The organism is Zobellia barbeyronii, assembly GCF_018603515.1.
Taxonomy (GTDB): Bacteria; Bacteroidota; Bacteroidia; order Flavobacteriales; family Flavobacteriaceae; genus Zobellia; species Zobellia barbeyronii.
In genome coordinates this window covers 44,685-69,490 of sequence record NZ_JACATN010000005.1, presented here as the reverse complement: position 1 = coordinate 69,490, position 24,806 = coordinate 44,685, and the positions used below count along the sequence as shown (strand labels likewise).

25 protein-coding genes and 1 pseudogene are annotated in these 24,806 nt (G+C 36.4%); 20 read left to right on the top strand and 6 right to left on the bottom strand.

Features of this window, described 5'->3' with window-relative positions; genetic code table 11:
- Positions 1-38: 38 nt before the first annotated feature.
- From HW347_RS16425 to HW347_RS16370, 12 genes are all read left to right on the top strand, one after another.
- On the top strand, positions 39-1,361 hold the full coding sequence (locus HW347_RS16425; RefSeq protein ID WP_214612843.1) for a YHYH protein: 1,323 nt from the start codon (positions 39-41) through the stop codon (positions 1,359-1,361).
- Positions 1,358-1,957: a YbhB/YbcL family Raf kinase inhibitor-like protein gene (locus HW347_RS16420; RefSeq protein ID WP_214612842.1), complete on the top strand. Its 600-nt coding sequence runs from the start codon at positions 1,358-1,360 to the stop codon at positions 1,955-1,957. Before HW347_RS16425 ends, HW347_RS16420 begins: the two co-directional genes overlap by 4 nt.
- Positions 1,958-1,970: 13 nt before the next feature.
- Entirely contained in the window at positions 1,971-2,987 is a 1,017-nt protein-coding gene (locus HW347_RS16415; protein WP_214612841.1) for a hypothetical protein, read from the top strand.
- Between the two features lie 42 nt (positions 2,988-3,029).
- Complete coding sequence (locus HW347_RS16410; protein ID WP_214612840.1) at positions 3,030-3,764, top strand: LytR/AlgR family response regulator transcription factor; 735 nt, start codon at positions 3,030-3,032, stop codon at positions 3,762-3,764.
- Between the two features lie 140 nt (positions 3,765-3,904).
- On the top strand, positions 3,905-4,411 hold the full coding sequence (locus HW347_RS16405) for a GreA/GreB family elongation factor (RefSeq protein ID WP_214612839.1): 507 nt from the start codon (positions 3,905-3,907) through the stop codon (positions 4,409-4,411).
- Between the two features lie 167 nt (positions 4,412-4,578).
- Positions 4,579-5,025 carry a KTSC domain-containing protein gene (locus tag HW347_RS16400; protein ID WP_214612838.1) on the top strand — a complete coding sequence of 149 codons (447 nt, stop codon included), beginning with the start codon at positions 4,579-4,581 and terminating at the stop codon, positions 5,023-5,025.
- Between the two features lie 123 nt (positions 5,026-5,148).
- A complete protein-coding gene (locus HW347_RS16395; protein ID WP_214612837.1) occupies positions 5,149-6,480 on the top strand; it encodes a DEAD/DEAH box helicase in 1,332 nt (443 codons plus the stop codon).
- A 3-nt stretch (positions 6,481-6,483) separates the two neighbouring features.
- Positions 6,484-7,800 (top strand): DEAD/DEAH box helicase, encoded by a 1,317-nt coding sequence (locus HW347_RS16390; protein ID WP_214612836.1) that lies wholly within the window; start codon positions 6,484-6,486, stop codon positions 7,798-7,800.
- Positions 7,801-7,994: 194 nt separating this feature from the next.
- Positions 7,995-8,186, top strand: coding sequence for a cold-shock protein (locus HW347_RS16385; RefSeq protein ID WP_013995610.1), 192 nt, complete (start codon positions 7,995-7,997; stop codon positions 8,184-8,186).
- Positions 8,187-8,488: 302 nt separating this feature from the next.
- Positions 8,489-8,788: an EF-hand domain-containing protein gene (locus tag HW347_RS16380; RefSeq protein WP_214612835.1), complete on the top strand. Its 300-nt coding sequence runs from the start codon at positions 8,489-8,491 to the stop codon at positions 8,786-8,788.
- Between the two features lie 241 nt (positions 8,789-9,029).
- On the top strand, positions 9,030-9,617 hold the full coding sequence (locus HW347_RS16375) for a DUF6515 family protein (protein ID WP_214612834.1): 588 nt from the start codon (positions 9,030-9,032) through the stop codon (positions 9,615-9,617).
- 263 nt (positions 9,618-9,880) lie between these two features.
- Entirely contained in the window at positions 9,881-11,431 is a 1,551-nt protein-coding gene (locus HW347_RS16370) for an SDR family oxidoreductase (RefSeq protein WP_214612833.1), read from the top strand.
- Between the two features lie 18 nt (positions 11,432-11,449).
- Here the strand turns inward: HW347_RS16370 and HW347_RS16365 are convergent, their stop codons facing one another.
- Entirely contained in the window at positions 11,450-12,061 is a 612-nt protein-coding gene (locus tag HW347_RS16365; RefSeq protein WP_214612832.1) for a DEAD/DEAH box helicase, read from the bottom strand.
- A 383-nt stretch (positions 12,062-12,444) separates the two neighbouring features.
- On the opposite strand from HW347_RS16365, the gene HW347_RS16360 reads away from it, so the two are divergent.
- A complete protein-coding gene (locus HW347_RS16360) occupies positions 12,445-13,284 on the top strand; it encodes an oxidoreductase (protein WP_155596437.1) in 840 nt (279 codons plus the stop codon).
- A 154-nt stretch (positions 13,285-13,438) separates the two neighbouring features.
- Here HW347_RS16360 and HW347_RS20700 read toward each other — a convergent pair.
- Positions 13,439-13,642, bottom strand: a pseudogene (locus HW347_RS20700) (permease); the annotation flags it as partial.
- 270 nt (positions 13,643-13,912) lie between these two features.
- On the opposite strand from HW347_RS20700, the gene HW347_RS16350 reads away from it, so the two are divergent.
- Together HW347_RS16350 and HW347_RS16345 are read left to right on the top strand one after the other, a co-directional pair.
- Entirely contained in the window at positions 13,913-14,734 is an 822-nt protein-coding gene (locus HW347_RS16350; protein WP_214612830.1) for a class I SAM-dependent methyltransferase, read from the top strand.
- A 4-nt stretch (positions 14,735-14,738) separates the two neighbouring features.
- Positions 14,739-14,960 carry a hypothetical protein gene (locus tag HW347_RS16345; protein ID WP_214612829.1) on the top strand — a complete coding sequence of 74 codons (222 nt, stop codon included), beginning with the start codon at positions 14,739-14,741 and terminating at the stop codon, positions 14,958-14,960.
- A 51-nt stretch (positions 14,961-15,011) separates the two neighbouring features.
- On the opposite strand, the gene HW347_RS16340 is transcribed toward HW347_RS16345, so the two are convergent.
- Positions 15,012-15,911, bottom strand: coding sequence for an EamA family transporter (locus HW347_RS16340; RefSeq protein ID WP_214612828.1), 900 nt, complete (start codon positions 15,909-15,911; stop codon positions 15,012-15,014).
- A gap of 274 nt (positions 15,912-16,185) precedes the next feature.
- Here HW347_RS16340 and HW347_RS16335 point away from each other — a divergent pair, with 274 nt between their 5' ends.
- The 5 genes from HW347_RS16335 to HW347_RS16315 all read left to right on the top strand — a co-directional run bounded on the left by HW347_RS16335 (position 16,186) and on the right by HW347_RS16315 (position 22,334).
- Positions 16,186-17,400: a patatin-like phospholipase family protein gene (locus tag HW347_RS16335; protein ID WP_214612827.1), complete on the top strand. Its 1,215-nt coding sequence runs from the start codon at positions 16,186-16,188 to the stop codon at positions 17,398-17,400.
- Between the two features lie 157 nt (positions 17,401-17,557).
- Entirely contained in the window at positions 17,558-18,826 is a 1,269-nt protein-coding gene (locus HW347_RS16330) for a DUF2130 domain-containing protein (RefSeq protein ID WP_214612826.1), read from the top strand.
- A 254-nt stretch (positions 18,827-19,080) separates the two neighbouring features.
- Complete coding sequence (locus HW347_RS16325) at positions 19,081-20,175, top strand: nickel-binding protein (RefSeq protein ID WP_214612825.1); 1,095 nt, start codon at positions 19,081-19,083, stop codon at positions 20,173-20,175.
- A 131-nt stretch (positions 20,176-20,306) separates the two neighbouring features.
- Positions 20,307-20,816 (top strand): nuclear transport factor 2 family protein, encoded by a 510-nt coding sequence (locus HW347_RS16320; protein WP_214612824.1) that lies wholly within the window; start codon positions 20,307-20,309, stop codon positions 20,814-20,816.
- 126 nt (positions 20,817-20,942) lie between these two features.
- Positions 20,943-22,334 (top strand): FAD-binding oxidoreductase, encoded by a 1,392-nt coding sequence (locus HW347_RS16315; protein WP_214612823.1) that lies wholly within the window; start codon positions 20,943-20,945, stop codon positions 22,332-22,334.
- 101 nt (positions 22,335-22,435) lie between these two features.
- Here the strand turns inward: HW347_RS16315 and HW347_RS16310 are convergent, their stop codons facing one another.
- The 3 genes from HW347_RS16310 to HW347_RS16300 form a co-directional block, all read right to left on the bottom strand.
- A complete protein-coding gene (locus HW347_RS16310) occupies positions 22,436-23,065 on the bottom strand; it encodes a hypothetical protein (protein WP_214612822.1) in 630 nt (209 codons plus the stop codon).
- A gap of 18 nt (positions 23,066-23,083) precedes the next feature.
- Positions 23,084-23,677 carry a hypothetical protein gene (locus HW347_RS16305; protein ID WP_214612821.1) on the bottom strand — a complete coding sequence of 198 codons (594 nt, stop codon included), beginning with the start codon at positions 23,675-23,677 and terminating at the stop codon, positions 23,084-23,086.
- Positions 23,678-24,082: 405 nt separating this feature from the next.
- Complete coding sequence (locus HW347_RS16300) at positions 24,083-24,775, bottom strand: nitroreductase family protein (RefSeq protein WP_214612820.1); 693 nt, start codon at positions 24,773-24,775, stop codon at positions 24,083-24,085.
- Positions 24,776-24,806: the final 31 nt, after the last annotated feature.

Below are 24,806 nucleotides of genomic sequence, written 5' to 3'. Positions count from 1 at the left end.
TCAAAAAAAAACAAATATAAATTTTAGTACGAAAGACTATGAAATATTCAATTTTAATTATCCTCGTTGTCTTATCTTTTGGTGCTATCTCCGCACATGAAGGCGGACATGGAACTCCATCCAAACAATGGGAATTAACTACAAACGAAATAATCCAGGCTGATTTTATTAAATATGAAAACGGTGAAGTTTGGCTTATGGATAGCAATCATACTATTCAAACTTTTCAAATTACAGACTTTGTAGAAGCTGACCAAAAGTATATTAAAACTAAAAGTGAATTCATCCATTCTTTAAATGGTAGCGAACCAATTAAAGTTGCCCCCCAATCAGTATCAAGTTTTAATTGGGCTCTTATTGGTTTAGGTATTATTCTTTTGTCCTTTTCTATTTTTAAACTGATAAAACAAAAGAAAGCAGTGTACTTAACTCACGGAGTACTTGGTTTAGGGGTTATTTTAATTGTATCGTGCAAGAATACCAATAGCGCTAAAACAAGTACTACGCAAGCACCATCAAGTAATGTTTCGCTGATGCAAACCTTTTTTGAAAAATTTGACGGTGTCACAACACATTCAGATGAGAACTATCTATATATTTCATCAAATGGGTTACCAGATCATGACATGATGGTTGGTATTAAAAACTGGCAACAACAAGTACCTATTAAGCAAAATTATACAGGTGACAATAGTTGGGCCATTCCTACGCATCCAAAAATGGCAGAAAATCCGCTATCTACAAAGACTAATTTGCTAAAAGGGGCAATTGCTGTTGCTGTAAATGGAATTCCCATTTTTAATCCTTTAAACAATAGAGGTGAAGATGCTAATGCTATTGGTGAATTAGACAATTGGGGCGGACATTGTGGTCGTGCAGATGATTATCACTATCATTTACCACCTCTACATTTGCAGGATCAAGTTGGTGCGGGAAATCCCGTTGCTTATGCCGTAGATGGATTTCCGGTTTATGGAGAAACCACAGATACATTAGATGAGTATTTAGGAAAAACAAACGCAGATGGTTCTTATGAATACCATGCTATAAAAGAATATCCTTATTTAATAGCAGGTATGAGAGGAGAAGTCATATTGGACCCAAAAACAGAAGCACCAGAAAATCAAGTGTCTCCGCAACCTAGAACACAAGAATTACGACCTGCATTAAGACCACTGCGAGGTGCTGAGATTGTTGAATTTAAAACTTTAGGAGAAAATTCATATGCGTTAACGTACAGTTTAGATTCAGAAGAATATATTATAAATTACAAGTGGGACAGCGAAGATAATTATAGCTATCAATTTATAAATCCTGATGGTACATCAACTGTTGAAACCTATAAACCAAGAGAAAAATGAAATATTCAAAATTTATAGTTCCCATACTTTTTATTGGTTTGATGTCTTGTAAAAACAATAAAAAAGCAACTACAGAAGTGAATCATGATAATTTCAAAACCATACATTCAGATTTCAAACTAACCAGTATTGCTATAGACAATGGTGTTTTATTGGATGCTTATAAGTGCGAAGAGAAGGTCAATGATGTTGAAAACTCCATTCCTCTTTCATGGGAAAATGTACCTTATGGTACTAAATCTCTAGCTATTGTTATGTATCATTATCCTAAGAAAGATGATAAGACAGAAATCAATTCATATTTGTTATTATGGGATATTGATCCTGAGACCACGGGAATATCATATAAAATGGCTTCTAAAGGAAATTGGTTTATGGGAGCCAATAAAGATGGTACAGCCATATCGTATACATCTCCTTGTTCTAGGGGGAAAGGGAAACATGAATACACTATAGCACTTTACGCCTTATCAGAAACACCTACTACTTTACCCCAAAAGCATAGTTTAAATGTAGATTATAATGTGTTTATGGATGCATTGGGAACGGTAGAAATTATAGACAGAACAACTTTAACCTTTATAGACTCAAATTAAAAATAACAATAAAATGATATACTTAAAGAACACTTTACTACTCTTTGTTTTCGCTTCTTTAACGATGACAGCTTGTAAAAACGGTCAAAACAGTAAAAAAACGACACCCGAAAATTTAGAAATTTATAAAGGAACAGCATCTGTAACTCAAGGGCCAGCAACCGTTCTTACTGAAAACATTTTTGAGTGTGATAGGGGTAGAGAAGCACCAATTGGAATATCTACAGCAACAGATGGTAGTGAATGGACCGTCCCCGCAGAAGTAAATTTTACTGATGATAGTTTTCCTTTTGCATCAGATTTGTTTAATCCTTGTACAAAAGTAGAATATGCATCAGCTGATGAAGCTTTAGCAGCTTTAGACGGAACAGATATTATTGAGGTTGATTCCGATGGTGAGGTTGTTACTGCATATGTATTTGCCGATAACTATTTTGAAATGTACATTAATGGTGTTGCAGTAGGCAAAGACAATGTACCATTTACTCAATTTAACTCTAATATCGTTCGTTTTAAGGTGAAAATACCTTTTACAATAGCTATGAAATTGGTGGACTGGGAAGAAAATAGTGGATTAGGCTCTGAGGCTAATAGAGGGCAAGCATTTCACCCTGGAGATGGAGGTATGGTAGCTGTTTTTAAAGATGCTAAAGGAGAAATAATTGCGACAACAGATGCTAATTGGAAAGCCCAAACATATTACACAGCACCTTTAAGAGATTTATCTTGTGCTTCAGAAGAAGGAACTTTAAGGTTAAGTGAAACGTGCAGTACTGAGGATTCTAATGACGGAACATCATATTACGCTTTGCATTGGAAAAAACCAACAAATTGGCAATCTGCAGATTTTGATGATAGTGAATGGCCAAAAGCAACCGAGTTTACAAATAACACCATAGGTGTGGATAATAAACCAGCATACACTAACTTTATAGATGTTTTTGATAACAGTGCAGCAGATGCTCAGTTTATATGGTCTACCAATGTAGTTTTAGATAATGAAGTACTTGTTAGATACACCGTAGAGTAAATTTTAGAAAAAACCTTTTGATCACCTAAACATGAAACTCAAATGGAAGTTATAGAACTTACCTGCATGATTGTAGACGATGAACCCATGGCGCTTAATTTGGTAGAAAGCTATGTGGAGAAAACGCCTTTTCTAAAGCTGAAAAAGAAATGTAGTAGTGCTATTGAAGCACTTCAGTTTATAAAAACGGAAACGGTAGATGTCCTGTTTTTGGATATTCAGATGCCGGACCTTTCGGGACTTGAGTTTTCTAAAATGCTACCAAAGCATACGCGTGTTGTTTTTACGACGGCTTTTGATGAGTATGCCTTAGAAGGTTTTAAAGTAGAGGCTTTGGACTATTTACTTAAACCTTTTGATTATGCAGAATTTTTGTTTGCAGCAAACAAAGCTTTGGAATGGTTTACATTGGTTAAAGGACATAGCCAAACCTCGGTTTCTGATAAAAAGGAATTTCTTTTTGTAAAATCGGAATACAAACAAGTGCGCATTAAACTGTCTGACGTGCTATATTTTGAGGGATTAAAAGATTACATAAAAATATGGTTGAAGGATAACCCAAAAGCAATTTTAACGCTTATGAGTTTAAAGTCTTTGGAAGAAGAACTTCCCCAGACGGAATTTATGCGAGTACACCGTTCCTTTATTGTGTCCTTAAAAAACATTGAGATTATTGAACGAAGTCAGATTATCATCAATAAGCAGCGTATTACGGTTTCCGAGCAGTATAAACCTAAATTCTTGGAGTACATTAATGATAATTCCCTCAATTCTTAAATTGCAGGTTTACTTTCCGTCCATTCATCAATCCATCACATTACAATTGTAATCCATCTTCCTTTATTGCGACAAAGATGTGTTGAATATCATCAATTATAAATAGTGATTTCTACTAAATTGTTTTTAAAATTATTTAGATGAGCAGAGGATTTGTAAAAGAAGAAGATCAGGAAGAAATACCAATGGTACCTCCAAGGGCAGATTTGCCAATGGGAGCAACTAATTATGTAACAGAAAACGGATTGTTGAAACTACTCAACGAAAGAGAAAAATTAATAGCGGATAAGAAATTATCTCATCAGGACAACGAAAAAGAACAACGCATAGCTATCAACCTAATAAATTCTAAACTTCAATTATTAAATGAGCGGATAACATCTGCCAAGGTAATACATCTTGAAGACCAGCCCAAAAATGAGGTCCGTTTTGGAGCTCAAGTTTCATTGATGATAGGTAATGCAAAATCGCCACAAGAGTTTCAGATTGTTGGTGTGGATGAGGCAAATATTTCTGAGAATAAAATTTCGTTTCTTTCTCCTATCGCTAGGGCCTTAATTTCAAAAAAAGTTAATGATGTGGCAGTACTCCAAATAGGAAAAGAAGACCGTTTATTTAAGATCGTAGGTGTACGTTATGATAAATAGAGTAACATTCCACGAAATTTATTCTATTTTCCAATCCATTTTAAGAATTAAAATACCGTTTAAAGCCCCTTATTATCAGGTTAATATCCCCTTTGGCAAAAAACGTAAAATATAACCTAACTCGTTCAAAATAAAGGCGTAGTTTTGCGGCTTGAAAAATTGGGTGTATGAAACGTATTAGTCAGTATAAGAAATTATTTGGAATTGAGAAGGAGATTGAACTTAAGTCACTTAAGTCAACCTACCGTAATTTGGTGAAAGAATGGCATCCAGATAAATTTCAAGAAGGAGACGCTAAGCGTGAAGAAGCAGAAGTACAGAGCCGTGCTATTATTGACGGGTATCATTTTTTAGTGAGCATTGCTCCTGAAACTCTTGAAGCCAACTTAGAGGCGTATACAGAGACCACAAATTCTGGTATAGCAGATTATATACATAAAGGAATGTTGCTAGAAATTACTTTCGTAGACGGCGCTACCTATGAGTATTTTGGTGTTACTAAACCTATTTATATCAAAATGATCAATTCTAACAAATTGAACCGTTTTGCCAAACGTAGTATTTATCCAAAATATACCTACAGAAAATCTAAACGTATACTTCAAGAAGCGTAAACGTTACTTTTTATAGGATTGCATTATAAGGGCTTGTTTTTCAGAGCCCTTTTTCATTTAAATAGTACATCACTTTACACGATTCTCTTACCACGTGTGACTATCTTTGTTTAAAATTATTTTATGTCTAAATCATTTTCCGCTTTAGGAATTAACGAACAAGTGCTCCAAAGTTTAGCAGATCTAAAGATTTCTGTTCCCACGGATATTCAAAAGAAAACGATTCCTATTCTGTTAAAGCAGAAAGAGGATGTAGTGGCCTTGGCAAAAACGGGAACTGGTAAAACAGTCGCTTTTGGTTTGCCTTTGCTTCAGTTGGTAAATACGGAAAATACAGACGTACAAGCTGTAATTTTATCTCCAACACGAGAATTAGGACAACAGATTTATGCCAACTTAGTTTCTTTTGCTGCGCATAGCCCTGCTATTTCTATTGCTTCCGTTTGTGGTGGTATTCCTATAAAACCTCAAATAGAACGTTTAAAAGAGCCTACACATATTATGGTAGCTACACCAGGACGTTTAATAGATTTGATTCAGCGTAAGGCTGTCAGCATTAAAAAATTGAAGTTTTTGGTGTTGGATGAGGCAGATGAGATGGTAACGGCTTTAAAAACCGATTTAGATACGTTAGCAGATGAGATGCCAAAATCTAGACGGACTTTATTGTTTACGGCTACTATGCCGGGAACTGTAAAGCAACTTGTACAGAATTACATGTCCAAGCATGTGGTGCATATAGAGGCAGATATGGCCCAAATGGGACACCAAGGTATTGACCATAAATACATTGTTGTTGATCCTATTGAAAAGCTAGAAGTTTTACTTCACTTTTTAAATACAAAAGAAGGAGAACGCGGTATTATTTTCTGTAAGACCAAAGCAGCAGTTAATAAATTGGCGAAGAAATTAGCCATCAATAAATTCTCTTCAGGTTCTATTCACGGTAGTTTATCACAAGGTATTCGTGATCGTATCATGGGGCAATTTAGAGAAGGGTTTATAGATATTCTTGTGGCTACGGATTTAGCAGCTCGTGGTATTGACGTAAAGGAGATTTCCTATGTCGTTAACTATCACCTTCCAGACACCTATGAAGCCTATGTACACCGTAGTGGTCGTACGGCTAGGGCAGGAGCAAAGGGACTATCTTTGACTATCATTCAAGAAGATGAACGTGCAGATATTCCTGAGTTTGAAAAAGAATTGGGATTGGTTTTCCATGAGGTTAAAAAGCAAGATGCCCAAGATAGGGAAGAAACTAATTTGGTGCTTTGGGCAAAGAAAATATTCAAGACCAAACCTAATCGTACCGTTTCTGACGAAACAAAAGAAAAAATTAAAACTATTTTCCATCATTTAACGAAAGAAGAATTGATAGAAAAAGTACTGGCCGATCATTTGATGCACAACACTGCGGCTACTCCAAAAATAGACGTACCTCAAAAGAACTAAGCCATGGCTAACACGATACGTAATCAGCAAGATATTTTAGATAAATTAAAGATTTTTGCATTGAACCCAATGCAAGAAGAAGCCTTGGAGGTTATTCCAAAAACAACCAACACGGTTCTTCTTTCTCCTACGGGTACAGGTAAAACTTTGGCTTTTCTGTTACCACTTATAGATACTCTAGATCCAGAATGTGCAGAAGTGCAAGCATTGATTTTAGTGCCTTCCCGGGAACTGGCTATACAAATAGAACAAGTAGTTCGTGATATGGGCTCTGGTTTTAAAGTGAATGCCGTGTACGGCGGTAGATCCATGTCTAAGGATAAAATTGAATTAAAGCATACACCTGCTATTTTAATAGGTACACCAGGTAGAATCGCGGATCACTTTAGTAGTGACCGTTTTTCAAGAACGAATATCAAAACGTTGGTTTTAGATGAATTTGATAAGTCGTTGGAAACTGGTTTTGAAGGTGAAATGATTGATATCATTCAGCAATTACCACATATTAATAAACGTATACTTACCTCGGCTACACAGGGTGTTGAGATTCCTGGTTTTGTACGGTTAGATAAGCCTACGATTATTAATTACCTAGATACCAAAAAGGAATCTAAACTGACGATTAAAACGGTAATTGCCACTGACAAGGAAAAGTTGAAAACCCTTATGGAATTGCTTCGCCATATTGGTAATCAGCCGGGTATTATCTTTTGTAATTACAAGGATAGTATTGAGAAGGTAAGTTCGTATTTGGATAGAAACGGAATCAATTATGCTTGTTTCTCCGGTGGAATGGAGCAAAAAGATAGAGAACGTTCTTTAATTAAATTTAGAAACGGTACTTGTCAAGTATTGATTGCAACAGATTTAGCTGCTAGGGGGATAGATATTCCAGAGATGAAATATATTATTCATTATGAACTTCCTAGAGCTGTTGAAGAGTTTACACACCGTAATGGTAGAACGGCACGTGTAAATTCTAAAGGAACCGCTTATGTATTGCAATGGTCAAAAGAATATGTTCCGGATTTTATTAAAGATGCGGAAAAAGTGAATATTTCCAAGAAAGCACCTACCAAAGCCCAATTCTGGGAAACGCTATTTATTTCAGGAGGTAGAAAAGATAAAATCTCTAAAGGGGATATTGCAGGTCTGTTCTTTAAGCAAGGAAAAATTAACAAAGACCAATTGGGTGTTATTGAATTAAAGCAAGATTGCGCATTTGTAGCCGTTCCATTATCAATTGCAAAAGAGCTAGTAGATAAGCTAAACAACTCTCGTTTGAAGAATAAGAAGGTTCGCGTGACGATTTTGGAATAATATTTTGTCAACTAACGGTACTCCTAATCATCGCCAAACACTACGTTACTAGGCTATTGCTCTTTAAATTAGGGCACTACGCAAAAAATAAAATGATATTTAGTTGAAAATAAGTGAATTAAAATATTGTTTGTCAGAAAAATGGAACCATCTTTGCAGCTCAATAAAGATTATAAATTTTTAATTACATTACAATGAGTAAAGGAACAGTAAAGTTTTTCAATGATACTAAAGGTTTTGGTTTTATCACTGAAGAAGGCGTAGAAAAAGATCACTTTGTACACGTATCAGGTTTAGTTGACGAAATTCGCGAAGGCGATGAAGTTGAATTCGACTTACAAGAAGGTAACAAAGGATTGAACGCAGTGAACGTAAAAGTTATCTAATACATATACTTTAAGTTTTAGAAAAGCCCATCTTAATTGATGGGCTTTTTTTGTGCCCAAAATTTTCAGTAGCGTTCCTTTTCATAAGATTTGAAATGCAAGTATCAGCTTTCTGTCATTTTACTCTTGAACACGGTACGGCAATAGCTTTCCAAAAGCTAATTTAGGCAGGGTTATGACCTTATTCGTCTATAACTTCAATTGATGTATAGATATAATTGCAGTATTGGTATATAAACTTCTTCTTATTCAACTTGTAAGATTACTTTTGCATCATATAAACATTAACTAAACACAAAATCATGAAAAAAGTATTAGCCTCATTTATTCTTGTAGCTGCATTATCTAGTTGTAACGGTGTAAAAAACGTAAACACTTCTAATGTTTCAGATGCTGCTTCGTTATTAGGTTCATTAAGTTCAAATTCAACTGTACAACAAGTAGCAAGCTTATTTAGCTTATTGGATACGGATAAAAATGAAGCTATTAGTTCTACAGAAGCCATTGGTTCGGTTTCAGAGAATTTTAGCACATTGGATACAGATGGTAATTCAAGTCTTAACGTTACGGAATTACAAGGTATTCTTGCTTTATTGAAGTAAGAAACAGATAATTTTGAATTGTAAAAAAGGTGTATTCTCATGAATACACCTTTTTTTATGCTTATAAAACTCCAAATAACAGCTTATTTACATCTATAGAATTTACGAGTTCGTAGATAGAAAATGAGCGCTGGTCTAGTTTTGATGAGAAACAGCGCTAAGCGATTAAACCAAGGTTAATTATTCATGTCAAAGTAGTGATAGTAAAATTTAAGTTTAATCTTTTAAATCCTACTGAATTATGAAAGCATCTATTAAAACATATGTAATCTCATCATTATTTCTAGTCGCATTTGCCTTTACAAGTACAGCTCAAACCCGCAAGCGGACAACCACTAAAACGGAGACGACCAGAACGGTGGTCAAAAAAACACCTAATAGGGTGTCTAGTAGAAGAGTGGAATATAAAACCCCAAAAAAGAAAGTGGTTTCCGTACGTACCGTACCTAATAAGAGAGTAGTTAAGTATCAAGGTCAGAACTATTATTATGCAAATAACAGATATTACACTTCTTCTAGAGGTCGGTATATTCCTATAGCTCCAAAAATTGGGTTTAGAATAAACACTTTACCTCAAGGTTACGCCAGAGTTCAGTATAACAACCATCTCTACTTTACAATTGGTGGTACCTTTTATAATGAGGTTGGTAATGAATATGAAGTGGTTGAACCAGAAGTAGGAACTATTGTTTATGAACTTCCCAACGATTATGAAAAGGTAGTTATAGATGGACAGACCTATTACGAGTATGCCAATATTCTTTATGAAAAAGTACAGGTAGATGGCACAAGAGCTTATGAAGTAGTGGGTGTTATTGATATGGAATAAGTAAAAACATTCCCCTGTTTAATTGGAGAGCGCCAACAGTTTTTACTGTAGGCGCTCTTTTGGTTTGTATGGACAAAAGATGTAGCTGAGAAACTGATAAATAGGTGATTACAATTTTAATTTGTTGTAAAAGGAGCTTCTTGAAGCCACTTCTAATGAAAATAAAACACCGTATTTACATAAAGTACAGCGAATAAAGATGTAATTTCGCGCGGCGTAAAATAGTGTTTGAATAGGGCACTATGCTGATAAAAATTGTAGGAATGAAGAGTGAAGAATTGGATGATTCTCAAGAAATAACTTTAGAGGAAGTAAAAAAAACAATTGCTGTTCTAGAGCGATTGGTTGGTGATACCAATCAGATATTTGAAATCCCCAAAGAACAGAGAACTGCATTAATAAAGGTATCCGGTCAATTATCAAGACCTAGTAGGGAAGAATTCTCCCGAAGAAAAAAAGATGCTAAAAAAGCAGCAAAACGCAAGCAAGCAGCAAAGGACAAAAGTGCCCGTAACGAAACCGGTATTCGTTATGCTCGTGAAGCTTCTGTATTTGTAGCTCCTAAATTATTAGCTGCGGCAGATTTGGCTGCCAAAGATACCGGTGAATTAGAATCGCCTCGCGATTGCTATGTCTGTAAAACCAAGTTCACCAAGCTACACCATTTTTACGATACCATGTGTACGGAATGTGGTGACCTCAATTACGCCAAACGTTTCCAAACAGCCGATGTAAAAGGACAAGTAGCTATTATTACAGGCTCTCGTTTAAAAATCGGATATCATATATCCCTTATGTTATTACGCGGTGGTGCAACCGTTATTGCTACCACACGTTTCCCGGTAGATTCTGCTTTACGCTTTTCCAAAGAGGAAGATTTCACAGAATGGGGACACCGACTTAAAATACACGGATTAGATTTAAGACACATTCCTAGTGTAGAGATTTTCTGTAACTACATTGAGCAGAATTATGAGAAGCTAGATATTCTTATCAATAACGCTGCACAAACGGTTCGCCGTCCTGCAGGTTTCTATGCGCATTTAATGCAGAATGAAGAAATACCTTTTGAGTCTTTACCAGAATATGCAAGAGGCGTATTGGCGGACCATATGGCGTGTTTAGATGAGTTGACGACCTTAACAACTGCTGCTTCATCCAATAAAAACATGCCAGTTTCTTGGCATGGCCCAGAACCAGGTATCGGGTTACGGTCTTCTGCTAAGTTATCTCAGATTCCGTATAGTTTTGATGCCAGTCTGGTTACTCAAGAAGTTTTCCCAGAAAGCGAATTGGATGCCGATTTACAACAAGTAGATTTACGTAAAACCAATAGCTGGAGACTGAAACTAGGTGCTATTGAAACCACAGAAATGGTAGAAGTACAGCTGGTAAATTCCGTTGCGCCTTTTGTGTTGTGCAACCGACTATCAGAACTCATGAAAAAAGAAAATACGGGCCAAAAACATATCATTAATGTAACGGCAATGGAAGGTAAATTCCATAGGTTCTTTAAAGAATCCCGTCATCCTCATACCAACATGGCCAAAGCGGCCTTGAATATGCTAACGCATACGGCTTCTGGCGACCTTGCTAAATATGGCATTTTTATGAATGCGGTAGATACCGGTTGGGTAACGGATGAAGACCCTGCGGAACTAGCCAAAAAGAAACAAGAAGTACATGATTTTCAGCCACCATTAGATATTGTTGATGGTGCCGCTAGAGTAGTGGACCCCTTGTTTGATGGTATCAATACCGGAAAACACTGGTGTGGTAAATTCCTAAAAGATTACTTCCCTATTTCTTGGTAAAATAAAACGGCGCTAGTTTTAGGCTTGGATTATTCTAGAATGCTCCATGAAATGGTCTTCTAGGCGTTTTAATTGTGGGTGTTGTTTTGTGGAATAAATAACATACTGGCATTTTTTAATGCTGGCCGCAATAGCGATCAAGCAGGTTGTGTCTTTTTTGCTCATTAAGAACTCAGCATCATCCACACTAATTATTTTTAGTTCCGAGATGCTCACGCCATTGGTCAAAAACAGGTTGTGAAGCGTTTTAGGCGTAGTTATCAGAATATCTACACCCAAGTATATTTCAGACTTCTGAACGTCTATATGCAGTTGCTCGTAACCGGTATAGACCCTTAAGGAAGTGTATTTAGTGTATTCTAGAAAGGCTTCTTCTAATTCTAAGGCTTTCTCCTTGTTTTCAACCATAACGACTGCTCTAGGCGCGTCTCCAACTTCTTCACATTTAAGTTTCTGCAAAGTGGTTAGAATTAAGGCTGTTGTTTTTCCGCTTCCTTTTTCAGCAAAACAAAAAACATTAGCACCACTTTTTATAACGGGAATACTACTTTTTTGAAATGGCGTAGGCGTATCTATCTCAAGACGCTCTAAACAATCAAGTAAGTGTGGGTGTAATTTTTTAAATGGCATACCTTTTATGTAATGAATTGCAGTTCTAAATCTAACTCTTTTGAAAAGGCAAATATACTGACAACGATCGGGGAAAGTAAAGAATGAGCGGTAACTAATTGCAAAAGTTGATTTTTGCTGTTCTAATTCCTCACTTTCCTTAGTAAAGTACAGGAGTTAGCGGTTTTTCAAGTATACAATTACCTTTAGGTTAAAGCCTAGCTAACCCTATTTACTATACACCAGCTTAGGTACAGTTTCAATTTTATAAAACAACCAAATTAGCTAAAGCTATTATTTTAAATAGACTTAACATCCCCAAAGGACTATAATACCAGCAAATCTTTTAGTAATTTAGCAAAAAAAATAGTTAAGTCCTTTTACACGATTTCAATAAAATAAAAATGAGTACAGAAAAAAAAGTATGGTTTATTACTGGTGTATCATCAGGTTTAGGTAAACAGTTAGCTAAAGAGGTATTATCGCAAGGTCAAATTGTGGTAGGGACTTTTAGAAAACAAGCCCAAGTAGAGGCGTTCAACAATGAAAACCCAGGGAATTCTTTTGGTGTACTTATAGATGTTGCTTCTACACAAATGATCATTGATGGTATTAAAACTATTTATGACAAGTTCGGAAAGATAGATGTAGTTGTTAATAATGCCGGTTATGGTATTATGGGAAGTATTGAAGAGATTTCTGATGAAGAAGTTAGAAGACAATTTGAAGTAAACGTTTTTGGCGTTTTAACTACAATAAGAGAGATATTGCCACACATGCGTAAGCAACGTTCTGGTCATATCATAAACATAACTTCTATTGCAGGACGTATAGGTTCTCAAGGTTTAGGAATCTACAACGGTTCTAAATTTGCATTAGAAGGTATTGGTGAAGCTTTGGCAGCAGAATTAAAGCCGCTAAACATTAAAGTAACTAACGTTGAGCCTGGACCGTTCAGAACAGAGTGGGCAGGAAGTTCAGCAGCTTACGACAATACAAAAATCGAAGATTACGAAAGTACGGTAGGTGAGCGTATTAGAGGTTTGCAAGGTTTAAGTGGAAACCAACCTGGTAACCCAGAAAAAGCAGCAGATGCTATTTACAAACTAGCACAGCTAGAAGAAGCTCCAGTACATTTACCTTTAGGTAAAATTGCTTACGAAGTTTTCGGAAAAGTAAACAACGGCTTAATAGAAGAGTTAGCTAAGTTTGAAAGCTTAGGTAAAGATTGTGATTTCGATTAAGGTATTACAACCTATTTTATAGATACTAAAAACCGCCTTCTGGGCGGTTTTTTTTTGTTTAAGTTTTAAAATTACATCAATTTTTATATACTATTTATTCATTATAATAGTCTTATTTCCCTATTCAGTATGTAATAAACAGAAACCTAACTCCCTACGAATACAAAATCAAGAAAACACCTGCCATGATACCAGCTAACGGTACTAATTTCTTGCGTTTGTTCTGTTCTTTTAACACCAACTCACCAACGACCACCGCAATAAGTATCTGGCTGCATTTAATGGCCGATAAAAACATGATTAGTACTTCTGGGTCTTGGAGCGCCTTAAAATAGAAGTAATCCGCTATTTGAAAAAGGTATAAATCCTAATTTCTTCAACTCATATAATTAAAATTAATATCTTTGGAATCTGTTTTACTAATACTACATATAAATTCGCGTCTTAATCAAAGACTACGCTCCGCAGGAGTAATGCATTGAAATGCCTAATTTTCAATGTGCGAATATTTCAATTCAAGATTTTTAATCACAATTTTAATTCAAAAATCAACTGGTTTTAAGCCAATTGATTTGGCATGTCCCTTCAATACATATTGGAGGATAAGCTTAAATAAGCATGTAATAAAATGTATGGTAAACAGTTAATAAGCAGAGATATAGAGATTTTTTATACTAACGTATCCGAAGAAACCAGACTGGAAAAAGGGATGGGGATATTTGAATTTGAACGAATAAAGTCATTGATTAGTAAGTATATAGAAAGCCCCAAATCTACCATCATAGATGTAGGTGGTGGTACTGGAAAATATTCGGAATGGCTGGCAAAAAAAGGGCACACTGTGCATTTAATTGAGCCGGTAAACAAGCACGTAACATTAGCAGAAAATAGAGCTCGTAAACTAAAAAATAAATTCTCGGTTCATTTGGGAGAAGCTAGAAAATTGAGCTTACCGGACAATTTTGCAGATGTACTAATTTTGCACGGACCTCTTTATCATCTGCAAGAAAAGAAGGACAGGGAAGCGGCCATTCGTGAAGCTAAAAGAGTTTTAAAAAAAGACGGTGTTATTTTAGGCTTTGCCATTAATTATTCGGCTACAACTTTAGTGGGTCTTTTGAATGGACTAATTCATAAGCCTAGTTTCTTTGGTATGTGCAAAGAAGAATTAAAGTCAGGGGTACATAATCCGCCTGTTGATTTTCCTTGGTTACTTGCAGAAGCTTATTACCATAAACCAAACGAGCTAAAAGCAGAATTTGTAGAACAAGGGTGCACCTACTTAAACACCTATGCCGTTGAAGGTATGATTTGGCTTGATAAAGATTTTTTTGGTAGTATGGCCAACGAGAAAAAGAAAAAGACCTTGATGGAACTTGTCAGAATTACAGAAAACGATAGTAACCTTTTAACCTTTAGTCCGCATATGATGATAGCGGTTAAAAAATAATAACATGGAAAATAAAGAAAGATATTACTTGGCATTAAGCGAAAACAAAGGTCGTTTTAATGAACTCGACCTAGGGGAAACACTAGGATTTGAAGAAGAGGTGACAATGAACCTCATTGCACAACTCATATCCGAACATAAAATAGAATACTATGAAAATGGTAGATGTAATTACAGAACGATGAAAGGATTTAGAGGCAAAAATCGTAAAGTATATTTGTACTAAATAGCGATTAAACTTTTTTTAAAACTTCGGTAAGGTAGTCTCAGCCAACCTCTACGAATACAAAATCAAGAAAACACCTGCCATAATACCAGCTAACGGCACTAATTTCTTGCGTTTGTTCTGTTCTTTAAATACCAGCCCACCAACAACTACTGCAATAAGTATCTGGCTGCGTTTAATGGCCGATAATAGCATAATTAAAGCTTCTGGGTCCTGTAGCGCCCTAAAGTAGAAATAATCTGCTATGACCAATAGAATACCTACAAGCGGAATGGACCAACGCCATTTAAAGGCTTTGCGCTTCTCCGCATTCGGAAACCAAGTAATACTTAGAACAATCAATAGAATTAGAATGGTATAAAAGCTAAACCAAAATTGAAGGGTTTGCGGATTCAAGGTTAAACTCTGGATGAGAAACTTATCGTACAATCCGCTGGAAGCTCCTAAAAAAGTAGCTCCAATAATAGCGAATATCCATTTGTTTCTTTTAAAATGAATACCTTCTTTCTTGCCGATTCTAGAATACAGCAATACCGAAAATATAATTAGAAAGAAACCAATCCATTGGTACAAGTTGGGCTCCTCTTGGTAAATAGTAATCGCTCCAATAAAGGTAAAAAACGGACCTGCGGACCGTATGGGCGTAACAATAGTAATAGGCAAATGTTTCAACGCCTGATATGCCAAAATCCATGAAGCGGCCATGATAGCGGACTTTATAAAAATAAAGCCATGAGTTTTCCAGGGGATGTCCGTGATGTAAAATTGAATTTCCTGCATAAACTCCGGAAACCAAGCAGAACCCATATAAAAAGGAAGCAACAATAAGAAACCCGAAGAAACTGTACCCAAAAGCACCGGAAAAACCTCGTTGCCCTGAACGGCATGTTTTTTACACAGGTTGTGTAATCCTAAAAATAAAGCGGCCAAAAGCCCAAGATACATCCACATATAGCGCGCGAAGATATTAGTTTTTTAGGGTTTGGGAGCTATGGAATTACAAGGATGTTACCATACAATTAGTTAATATGTATTTGGGATAAGGAGATGCAAGTCAGGTGCTGTAGTATAGTGTATAGTTTTTGATTTTTATTACACATATCTGTAACTGATAACTTGTTAAATTTTAATATATTTATTCACTACAAAGCAGTATTTCCTGTATTTCTAATATTAAAATATTGAATATCAGCTGTTCGCTATTCAATACTACGTGTAGACCAAAATGTATAAAATTTTATCGTTAGACGGCGGCGGAAGTTGGGCAATTATCCAGTTACTGACACTAAAGGACAGGTATGGAAATATCAATGGTCATGAGGTACTCCGCAAGTTTGACTTAGTAATTGCAAATTCTGGTGGTAGTATTGTTCTAGCAGCCCTTGCCGAAAATTATTCTATTGACAAAGCAATTTCCTTATTCAAGGATAAAGAGAACCGGGAACGTATTTTTCATAAGAATGCCTTTTGGGACCGCTTTTTTCCGGTAGATTATTTGCGGTTTGTTGGTATTGGGTTTGGACCAAAATATAGTGCTACAAAGAAAATGGAAGCTTTTGAATATCTGTTTCCCGAAGTAGATAAGGTGCAAATGTCAGAATTACCAAAAATTATTGGTAAAGAGTCCCTTAAAATTGTGGTCTGCACCTATGATGCGTTAAACAACCGCGCTAAGTTTTTTAAATCCTATGCGTTAACACCATCGCGCTATGATTCCGTGCGGCTTACGCAGGCCATTAACGGTTCTTCTAATGCTCCCGTGCAGTATTTTGATTTCCCTGCTCGCTTTAAAGCACAAGAGAGTGGTGTGTTTTTTGAACTTTGGGATGGCGCCCTTGGTGGTTTCAATAATCCTATTCTTGCGGGTATTATTGAGGCCTATAAATTAAAAGTGGACCTAAAGGACATACAAATTGTTTCCCTTGGTACCAGTAACTCGTTAATGTCTTCGGATAGTAAAGAGACGTTTTGGAACTGGAAGCTAGACACCCAGCAACACCGAAGAAAGAAATGGGCTTTTCATAAATTCAAACCTCAGGTAAGCTTCTTTATGGAAACCGTTTTTAACCAAGCCAAGACCATTTTATACCAACCGCCAGATACCGCCAATTATATGGCCATGATGTTCTTTAAGGCCACAACAGGCAAAGATTTGAACGAAAGCATCATACGGTTATCGCCACTTATTCATTTTGATGATAAGCTGTCTGTTGAAGCTGTACCGCTCATAAAACAACTGTATGCGTTAGATATGGATCTGACCAAAGACGCACAGATAGACTTGCTCTTACAATGTTTTGATGCATGGAAATCCGGAAAAATTTACAACCAACCTGTAGAATTTGAAGTGGAAAGAAACAATGATTTGTTATTTATTTCTGGTGATAGATGGTATCAGGATGGGATGGATAGATGGGTTGATTGGGAAATTGGAGAATAGTAGTGTATTTTGTAAAATAAAGGGATTGAAAGCCCAAATACTGATGAATTAATTTTGAAGCAAATGCTGATTAATTCCGAGCTTTACTCATTAGTATTATTGAAATTTTATTAGAGACAAGTTCCTGTGAAGATGTACAGGAATTAAAAAGAAAATTATGAAAGAAGATACTCAAATAAAATGCCCAAACTGTGGCACATCAATAGATGTCCAAGATATTTTGGCGCATCAACTTGAAGAAGAAATTAAACAAAAATATCAGTCTCAAATAGCAGTAGAAAAGAAACGTTATGAATATGAGCAAGAAAAACTCAGACGTGAAAAAGCAGAGTTTCTAGAAAAGAAAAAGCAAGAGAACGAGCTTTTTCAAGAGCGTTTAGAAAATCAGTTAAAAGAGGGTAAGAAAGAAATAGAGTCCAAACTTAAACTCAAATTAAAAGAAGAACAATCTGAACAGTTTGATGCATTACAAAAAGAGCTGAATGAGAAGTCTGAGCAAATAAAAGAGCTCAATAGAACCAAGGCTGAAATTGAAAAACTGAAACGCGAGAAGTCTGAGCTAAAAGAGATTGCAGAAGCAGAATCTCAAAAGAAATTGAACGAGATTCTTATTGCAGAAAAGGAGAAGATCAAAAAGTCTGAAGAGGACAAAAACGAATTGCGTTTTAAAGAAATGCAAAAGCAATTAGAAGACCAAAAGAAGCTTACCGAAGAAATGAAACGTAAGCAGGAGCAGGGTTCTATGCAATTGCAAGGTGAAGTTCAAGAACTGGCTATTGAAGAATGGTTGGCGTCTCAATTTCCACTAGATTCAATTGAAGAAATTAAGAAAGGTGCTAGAGGCGGAGATTGTATTCAGATTGTAAATACCCGTGCTGCCCAAAATTGCGGTTCTATATATTACGAAAGTAAACGTACCAAAGATTTTCAGCCTACTTGGATAGAAAAATTTAAAGCGGATATTAGAGATAGAGGTGCCAATATTGGCGTTTTGGTTACTGAGGTTATGCCTTCAGGCATGGACAGAATGGGACTAAAAGATGGCATATGGATTTGTAATTACGAAGAGTTTAAAGGTCTTTGTTCCGTTTTGAGAGAAACCATTGTTAAACTAGATACAGCCATTAGTTCTCAAGAAAACAAAGGAGATAAAATGGACATGCTTTACACATTTCTAACGGGTAACACTTTTAGAATGCAAGTAGAAGCTATAGTGGAGGGCTTTACACAGATGAAGTCTGATTTAGAAAGTGAGAAACGCTCCATGCAGCGCATCTGGAAGCAGCGCGAAAAACAAATTGATAAGGTGGTAACCAATACAATTGATATGTATGGCTCCATAAAAGGGATTGCAGGAAATGCTATACAGTCCGTTAAAGCTTTGGAATTACCAGAAGGAGATGATGACGATGATCAATTGTTCTAGCCGTAGAAAAGCAGCGTCTTATTTTATATAGAGTTCGAACACTGCGTAAAAGCTTCTAAAATGTTTACTAGTACAATACAAAACCTTAATAGAAATATTAAGGTTTTTTTGCGTTCACGCATTTTATCTTCCACCGCAATTGAGTACATTTAAGTTCTTCCCCCGCTTAATATTAAATACATGCGCAAGAATCAAAAAAGACATGCTTTTTTTTGACTTCTAGTTATGCGGTATGTATACTAAAAAGCACGCCTATGCCTTTATTTTTAGATTTACACAATCTACCGGACGGGGTAACATCCGCACATGTAGCAGAAATGCACCAAGCAGATTTAGACATTGAACATGAATACGGTTGTCGCGGCCTTACCTATTGGTGCGATGAGAAGCGTAAAACCGCCTTTTGTCTCATAGAAGCGCCCAGCAAGGAAGCCCTTATTGAATTACATGAAAATGCACATGGTGCCGTACCCACGCGTATTATTGAGGTGAACGATACCATTGTAGAGTCGTTTTTAGGGCGTATAGAAGACCCTGAGAAGTCTAAAGACGTTTCGCTCAACATTATCAATGATCCTGCTTTTAGAACCCTTATGGTGGTTAAAATACGGCATACCACTTTTAAAGCAAATGAAATTTCTACAATCAAAGCTGCGCTTAGAGGCTATACTACGGCCATTAAAGCTTTGGTTGCCGAGCATAAAGGTCGTGTGGTGCGCCATGAAGGTGATACATTTTTGATTTCTTTTGATTCCGTCACTAATGCCATACATAGTGGTATACAGATTCAGCGTGCGTATAATGCCATGGTAACCCCAGATTTGGAGTTTGCCATAGGAATTAGCGCCGGGACTCCAGTAACGGAGAAGGATGGTATTTTTGAAGATACCATACAAATTGCGGAATACCTGAGTGATGTGGCCAAGAGTGGATTTTCGGTTTCTACGGCGGTAAAAGACCTTTTTGAGAGTGAAAATCAGAATAAACCGCTTTCTAAAGAGTATACAATCGCTGTTTTGAATACCATAGATGAAGAATTTATGACGGTTTTAATGACCTACACAGAAAAAATATGGTCCAAAACCACCATTACAGTCAGCGATTTTGAAAATAATCTGGGGTATAGCAAATCAAAATTGTACCGTACGATGATGAATTTGGTAGGAAAATCACCCAATATTTTCTTGCGGGATTTCCGTTTAAAAAAGGCGTTGGAATTGCTTAAAAAGGAGCGTTCTAATATTTCTGAAGTTGCCTACAGCACGGGTTTCAGCAGTCCTGCCTATTTCTCAAAATGTTTCCATAAAAAGTATGGGATATTGCCTTCTAACTTTAAGTGGAACGTGTAAGTATTTGTAATGTAGTTAGTTGACTTGTTTAATTTCTCTTGATCCAAAAGTGTATTTATTTGGTCTAAATGTAGAATTGGGGAGAAATATTCCAATCTACATTTGTTACAAATCAAATACATATAGAAATTATGAAAGCAAAATTAACAGTAGTAGCAATCGTAGCATTAGGGGTGTTTTTCGCAAATTGTGTAAAATCGGCCAATGCTCAGGAACCAGGAATTGACATCGTAAATGATGAGTTTCCTGAGAAGCAACAAGAAGTACTAGAAACTTTTGGAGCCATTGCCCAAAGTATTAAAGATGGTGATATGGATAAGCTGATTTCCTTTCATGCCTATGGTCCTAAATTCACCGAATTTAAAAACGGTGCACCTAGAAATGGAGATGTTGCCAATGAGGAACATGAACGTAATGTTTTTGGTTCCGTAACCGAAGTCGTGAAGTTTGATGCGCAGGACTTAAAAATCGCGGTGTATGGTGATGTAGCCAACCTGACATTTCACTCAGATTTTCAATTGAAATTCGGTGAAGATTTAGTTGTTGTAAACGACCAAATCACCCTCTTGTTTGTAGACACTGGCAAGGGTTGGAAAATGGTTCATGAGCATCATTCGCCTTTAACACCTAAGCCGCTATAATAAGAATGATATGCTAGTCCTTTATATTGACAAAACAGTTTTTAGGACTATTTTAAATTTTCAGTATCAATTGACATTAAGCTGATTAATAATTTTATCTAAATAATACATTTAATCACCATTAAAATGAAAAACCTAGCAAAAAACATTCCTTCAGATACTTTGAAATCCTTTAAGTCACAGTTAAAAGGAGGGCTTGTTTTACCTTCGGATGCCAGTTATGACGAGACCAGAAAAGTGTACAACGCCATGATCGATAAACGCCCAGGTTTGTTTGCCATGTGTAAAAATGCGGATGATGTTATAGCTGCCGTAAACTTTGGTAGAGAGAACAATTTGTTGGTAGCCGTACTTGGCGGAGGCCATAACGGTGGCGGCCTGGGACTTTGTGATGATGGTTTGGTGATAGATTTGTCGGGAATCAAATTTGTGGATGTAGACACCACTGATAACACTGTAAAAGTGGGTGGTGGTAATCTTTGGAGCGAAGTAGATAGTGCTACGCATGAGTATGGGTTGGCTATTCCATCAGGAATGGTTTCCAGCACTGGAGTTGGTGGATTAACACTAGGAGGTGGAGTGGGATATTTATCCCGTAAATACGGACTTACTATAGATAATCTCCTTGAAGCGGAAATGGTATTGGCAGATGGTTCTTTTGTTACCGTAAACGCCAAAGAAAATACAGACCTGTTTTGGGCCATACGCGGAGGCGGTGGTAATTTTGGCGTAGTGACTTCTTTCAAATTTCAAGGACGACCCGTAAAAATGATAACTGGCGGACCTACCTTATGGCCTATTGAAAGGGTAGAGGAAATTATGGAATGGTACGACACCTTTATTCATGAGGCTTCCGAAGACTTAAGTGGATTTATTGCAACGATGATCATACCGGAGTCCCCATTTCCAGAGGAATTACACCATAAAAAATTCTGTGCTATCGTCTGGTGTTATACTGGAGACCCTGATAAATTCACAGCGTTATTCAAACCGGTTTTAGCTTTGAATCCTGTTTTTGCCCATGTAGGCGAAATGCCTTATCCCAGCCTACAGGGTATGTTTGATGGACTTTTACCTACAGGATTGCAATGGTACTGGCGCGCGGACTTTTTTAATGACCTTACCCCAGAAATACGCGCAGAACATTTAAAATACGGTTCTACAATTCCTACGCCCTTATCACAAATGCATTTGTACCCCATTACCGGAGCTGCCAGTAGCGTAGGTGCCGAAGAAACACCTTGGGCGTATAGAGACGCTAAATATGCCGGCGTCTATATTGGTGTATCGGCAGACCCCGATGATGCAGAAAAAATCACCGAATGGTGTAAAGCGTATCAAGAAGCCTTGCATCCGTTTTCGGCAGGAGGTGCGTATTCAAACTTTATGATGGATGAAGGTCAGGAGCGAATCAAAGCCAGTTATAAACACAATTATGAGCGGTTAGCAAATATCAAAAAGACCTATGATCCTGAGAATTTATTCCGTGTAAACCAGAATATTAAACCTTCTTCGTAGAAGAGATTTATCTATAATATTGCTACCTACATGTGCATAAAAAAAGCCTATATAAACATCTGTTAAATAGGCTTTTTAGTGCTATTAAATGTAGTGTTTATTTAATTTAATAGTTTACCTTTTTTAGCTTGAAGTCCTAATTCCTTTTCAAATTTAATAGCGTCCGTCTTTAAAATTTTCATGAGTTCTTCCGTATCCATTCCTTCTTTTAGACTACGATTTCCATAGCTGGTATAGCTTTTCTCGTTGAAGGTGTATATGGTAGTATTTAAGTTCGGAACATAAATAATCCTGAGGCTTTTGAAGTTGTTTTTTTTTGCCTCACGAGGAAGCTGATTCAGTTCATAACCATATTGATGGTTAATTAAATCAGTTACTCGATATTTACCCTCTACATTGGAAATCGAAATAGTGGTAACTACAGATTCATTTGAAACTAATGGAATGATTTTCTTACTTTCTGGTTGAAGCGTGCTTTGAATTCCCTTTTCGTCGTATTTTAACAACTGATCAAAATTCATTTCATGAAATGGTAGCCCAGTATCTGCTTTAGCGCTTTTAACTGCATCGGCTTCAATATCAAAATTAAATTGTTCGCCTGTTGCTAAAACTTCGATTAAGTCCGCTTTCCCTTTTTCCACAACTGCTTGAAAATTGTCATCTTTCTGTGCTTCTGCATCAATAATGCAAAAGAGTATTGCTAAGCTCATAATTGTTCTTAATGCTTTCATCTTTATTTTTTTAGGTTTTTAAATTTTAGTTGTATCATACCAAGTTCTCCAGTGTGTTCTAGCACCTGCAGGGTTAACATATTCATCATATGTAATTAATCGCTCAGAACCATTACAAGGTGACCAAGGGTCATTGAGTACGACATATTGTGTGCCGCCAACGGTAACATATCCTTTTATGACAACTACGTGTCCTGTTACCCCAGGAGTACCATAAGCATAACCTAAAACATTCTTTTTGCAATAAATATTTTTCTTAAGGTTAGACCATGTTAAGGCACTGGTGTCCTCCTTAAAACTAACACCTGCAAAGGTAAGTTCTAGCCAGCCCGGAGTATTGCAATCACTTGTTTTAGGACAACTTTCACCAGTATTCTGAAAATCACAACAATTGGTTTTAGTAAATCTATGATTAGCTAAATCGCACTGACTTACTATTTGACCTTCGTTTTGCGCAATCATTTGAGTTACCCCGGCCCAGCACCAATTATTGGTTTCTTGAGGTCTTAAGATGTTATTTACACTACCAATCGTAGCGCTTGGTGTACAGCAACTTTGATATAGCATCATCAAAATAGCTCCAAAGACTAGTTTTACTGCTTGTTTTCTCATAATAGTTTCATTTTATGGTTAAGAAATATCTAATGAGGGAAGATTATTTGGTGTAAAACTATATTGAAAATCAGAAGATTGATTTAAAATATGTATGGTTTGCAAGAAAAACCGTGCACTCAGTCTAATTATATATATGATGTTAAATTCACAGGGTAGGAAATAAAACAGATGATTATATAAGTTGATTTTAAGTCATTATAGCTCAGCCATTCAGTAAAATGACTAAGAATTAGGGAACTATATTTGCAATCTACGCTGTAGAAATATTAGACGATAATTTTCATCACAAAATTTATCCTCAAAGCTAAACACGAACTAAGGGGATATATTTAAAGTAAAATAGACTAATTCAAAAATTAAATTATTGATATACAGTCGTATATGAAAATAAATAATTATTCATTACTCATAAAATTCCGAAACCTCATCTAAAGGCTTCCTTTCAATATCTGGAACATAAGTTGGGGATTTAGGATATCCTACAGGCAATAATAAAAAAGCCCTTTCATTACTGGGTCGGTTCAATAACTTAGCCAGAAAATTCATAGGGCTAGGCGTGTGGGTCAAAGTAACCAAACCAGCATTATGTATAGCCGTTATGAGCATACCGCAGGCAATACCCACAGATTCATTTACGTAGTAATTATTTAGTTTTTCACCTTCGTCACCAAGGTCATGTACTTTTTTAAATACGATAATTAGCCACGGAGCAATCTCTAAAAAAGGCTTGTGCATATCCGTCCCCAGAGGTTCTAAATCTTTCTTCCATCGGTCGCTCATTCTACTTTCGTAGCTTTCCTTTTCTTCCGCTTCTGCAGCTTCTCTAATTTTAGTTTTGAGTGCAGGATTAGAAACCGCACAAAATGTCCACGGTTGTTTATGCGCTCCAGATGGGGCAGTAGCGGCCGTTTTTATCAAGGTTTCAATCACTTCTTTAGGAACAGGCGTATCTGCATACTCCCGAACCGATCTTCTTTGATTTAAATAGCTGTAAAAAACTTCACTTTGTTTTACCAATTCTTCTTGAGATAAGGCATTGGCTTGGTAGATCACATGAGAATGACCGTTAACTAAAATATGAGATTTAGATGACATTTTAATAGTGCTGTTTTAATACGAATATCTA

What these genes read in the sequence shown, in the direction of transcription:
- HW347_RS16305 (WP_214612821.1), bottom strand. Translation starts at nt 23,677, where the DNA reads ATGAGAAAACAAGCAGTAAAACTAGTCTTTGGAGCTATTTTGATGATG.
- HW347_RS16405 (WP_214612839.1), top strand. Translation starts at nt 3,905, where the DNA reads ATGAGCAGAGGATTTGTAAAAGAAGAAGATCAGGAAGAAATACCAATG.
- HW347_RS16360 (WP_155596437.1), top strand. Translation starts at nt 12,445, where the DNA reads ATGAGTACAGAAAAAAAAGTATGGTTTATTACTGGTGTATCATCAGGT.
- HW347_RS16340 (WP_214612828.1), bottom strand. Translation starts at nt 15,911, where the DNA reads ATGTGGATGTATCTTGGGCTTTTGGCCGCTTTATTTTTAGGATTACAC.
- HW347_RS16320 (WP_214612824.1), top strand. Translation starts at nt 20,307, where the DNA reads ATGAAAGCAAAATTAACAGTAGTAGCAATCGTAGCATTAGGGGTGTTT.
- HW347_RS16375 (WP_214612834.1), top strand. Translation starts at nt 9,030, where the DNA reads ATGAAAGCATCTATTAAAACATATGTAATCTCATCATTATTTCTAGTC.
- HW347_RS16310 (WP_214612822.1), bottom strand. Translation starts at nt 23,065, where the DNA reads ATGAAAGCATTAAGAACAATTATGAGCTTAGCAATACTCTTTTGCATT.
- HW347_RS16420 (WP_214612842.1), top strand. Translation starts at nt 1,358, where the DNA reads ATGAAATATTCAAAATTTATAGTTCCCATACTTTTTATTGGTTTGATG.
- HW347_RS16300 (WP_214612820.1), bottom strand. Translation starts at nt 24,775, where the DNA reads ATGTCATCTAAATCTCATATTTTAGTTAACGGTCATTCTCATGTGATC.
- HW347_RS16380 (WP_214612835.1), top strand. Translation starts at nt 8,489, where the DNA reads ATGAAAAAAGTATTAGCCTCATTTATTCTTGTAGCTGCATTATCTAGT.
- HW347_RS16390 (WP_214612836.1), top strand. Translation starts at nt 6,484, where the DNA reads ATGGCTAACACGATACGTAATCAGCAAGATATTTTAGATAAATTAAAG.
- HW347_RS16395 (WP_214612837.1), top strand. Translation starts at nt 5,149, where the DNA reads ATGTCTAAATCATTTTCCGCTTTAGGAATTAACGAACAAGTGCTCCAA.
- HW347_RS16345 (WP_214612829.1), top strand. Translation starts at nt 14,739, where the DNA reads ATGGAAAATAAAGAAAGATATTACTTGGCATTAAGCGAAAACAAAGGT.
- HW347_RS16330 (WP_214612826.1), top strand. Translation starts at nt 17,558, where the DNA reads ATGAAAGAAGATACTCAAATAAAATGCCCAAACTGTGGCACATCAATA.
- HW347_RS16425 (WP_214612843.1), top strand. Translation starts at nt 39, where the DNA reads ATGAAATATTCAATTTTAATTATCCTCGTTGTCTTATCTTTTGGTGCT.
- HW347_RS16350 (WP_214612830.1), top strand. Translation starts at nt 13,913, where the DNA reads ATGTATGGTAAACAGTTAATAAGCAGAGATATAGAGATTTTTTATACT.
- HW347_RS16370 (WP_214612833.1), top strand. Translation starts at nt 9,881, where the DNA reads ATGAAGAGTGAAGAATTGGATGATTCTCAAGAAATAACTTTAGAGGAA.
- HW347_RS16410 (WP_214612840.1), top strand. Translation starts at nt 3,030, where the DNA reads ATGGAAGTTATAGAACTTACCTGCATGATTGTAGACGATGAACCCATG.
- HW347_RS16365 (WP_214612832.1), bottom strand. Translation starts at nt 12,061, where the DNA reads ATGCCATTTAAAAAATTACACCCACACTTACTTGATTGTTTAGAGCGT.
- HW347_RS16335 (WP_214612827.1), top strand. Translation starts at nt 16,186, where the DNA reads ATGTATAAAATTTTATCGTTAGACGGCGGCGGAAGTTGGGCAATTATC.
- HW347_RS16415 (WP_214612841.1), top strand. Translation starts at nt 1,971, where the DNA reads ATGATATACTTAAAGAACACTTTACTACTCTTTGTTTTCGCTTCTTTA.
- HW347_RS16315 (WP_214612823.1), top strand. Translation starts at nt 20,943, where the DNA reads ATGAAAAACCTAGCAAAAAACATTCCTTCAGATACTTTGAAATCCTTT.
- HW347_RS16400 (WP_214612838.1), top strand. Translation starts at nt 4,579, where the DNA reads ATGAAACGTATTAGTCAGTATAAGAAATTATTTGGAATTGAGAAGGAG.
- HW347_RS16325 (WP_214612825.1), top strand. Translation starts at nt 19,081, where the DNA reads ATGCCTTTATTTTTAGATTTACACAATCTACCGGACGGGGTAACATCC.
- HW347_RS16385 (WP_013995610.1), top strand. Translation starts at nt 7,995, where the DNA reads ATGAGTAAAGGAACAGTAAAGTTTTTCAATGATACTAAAGGTTTTGGT.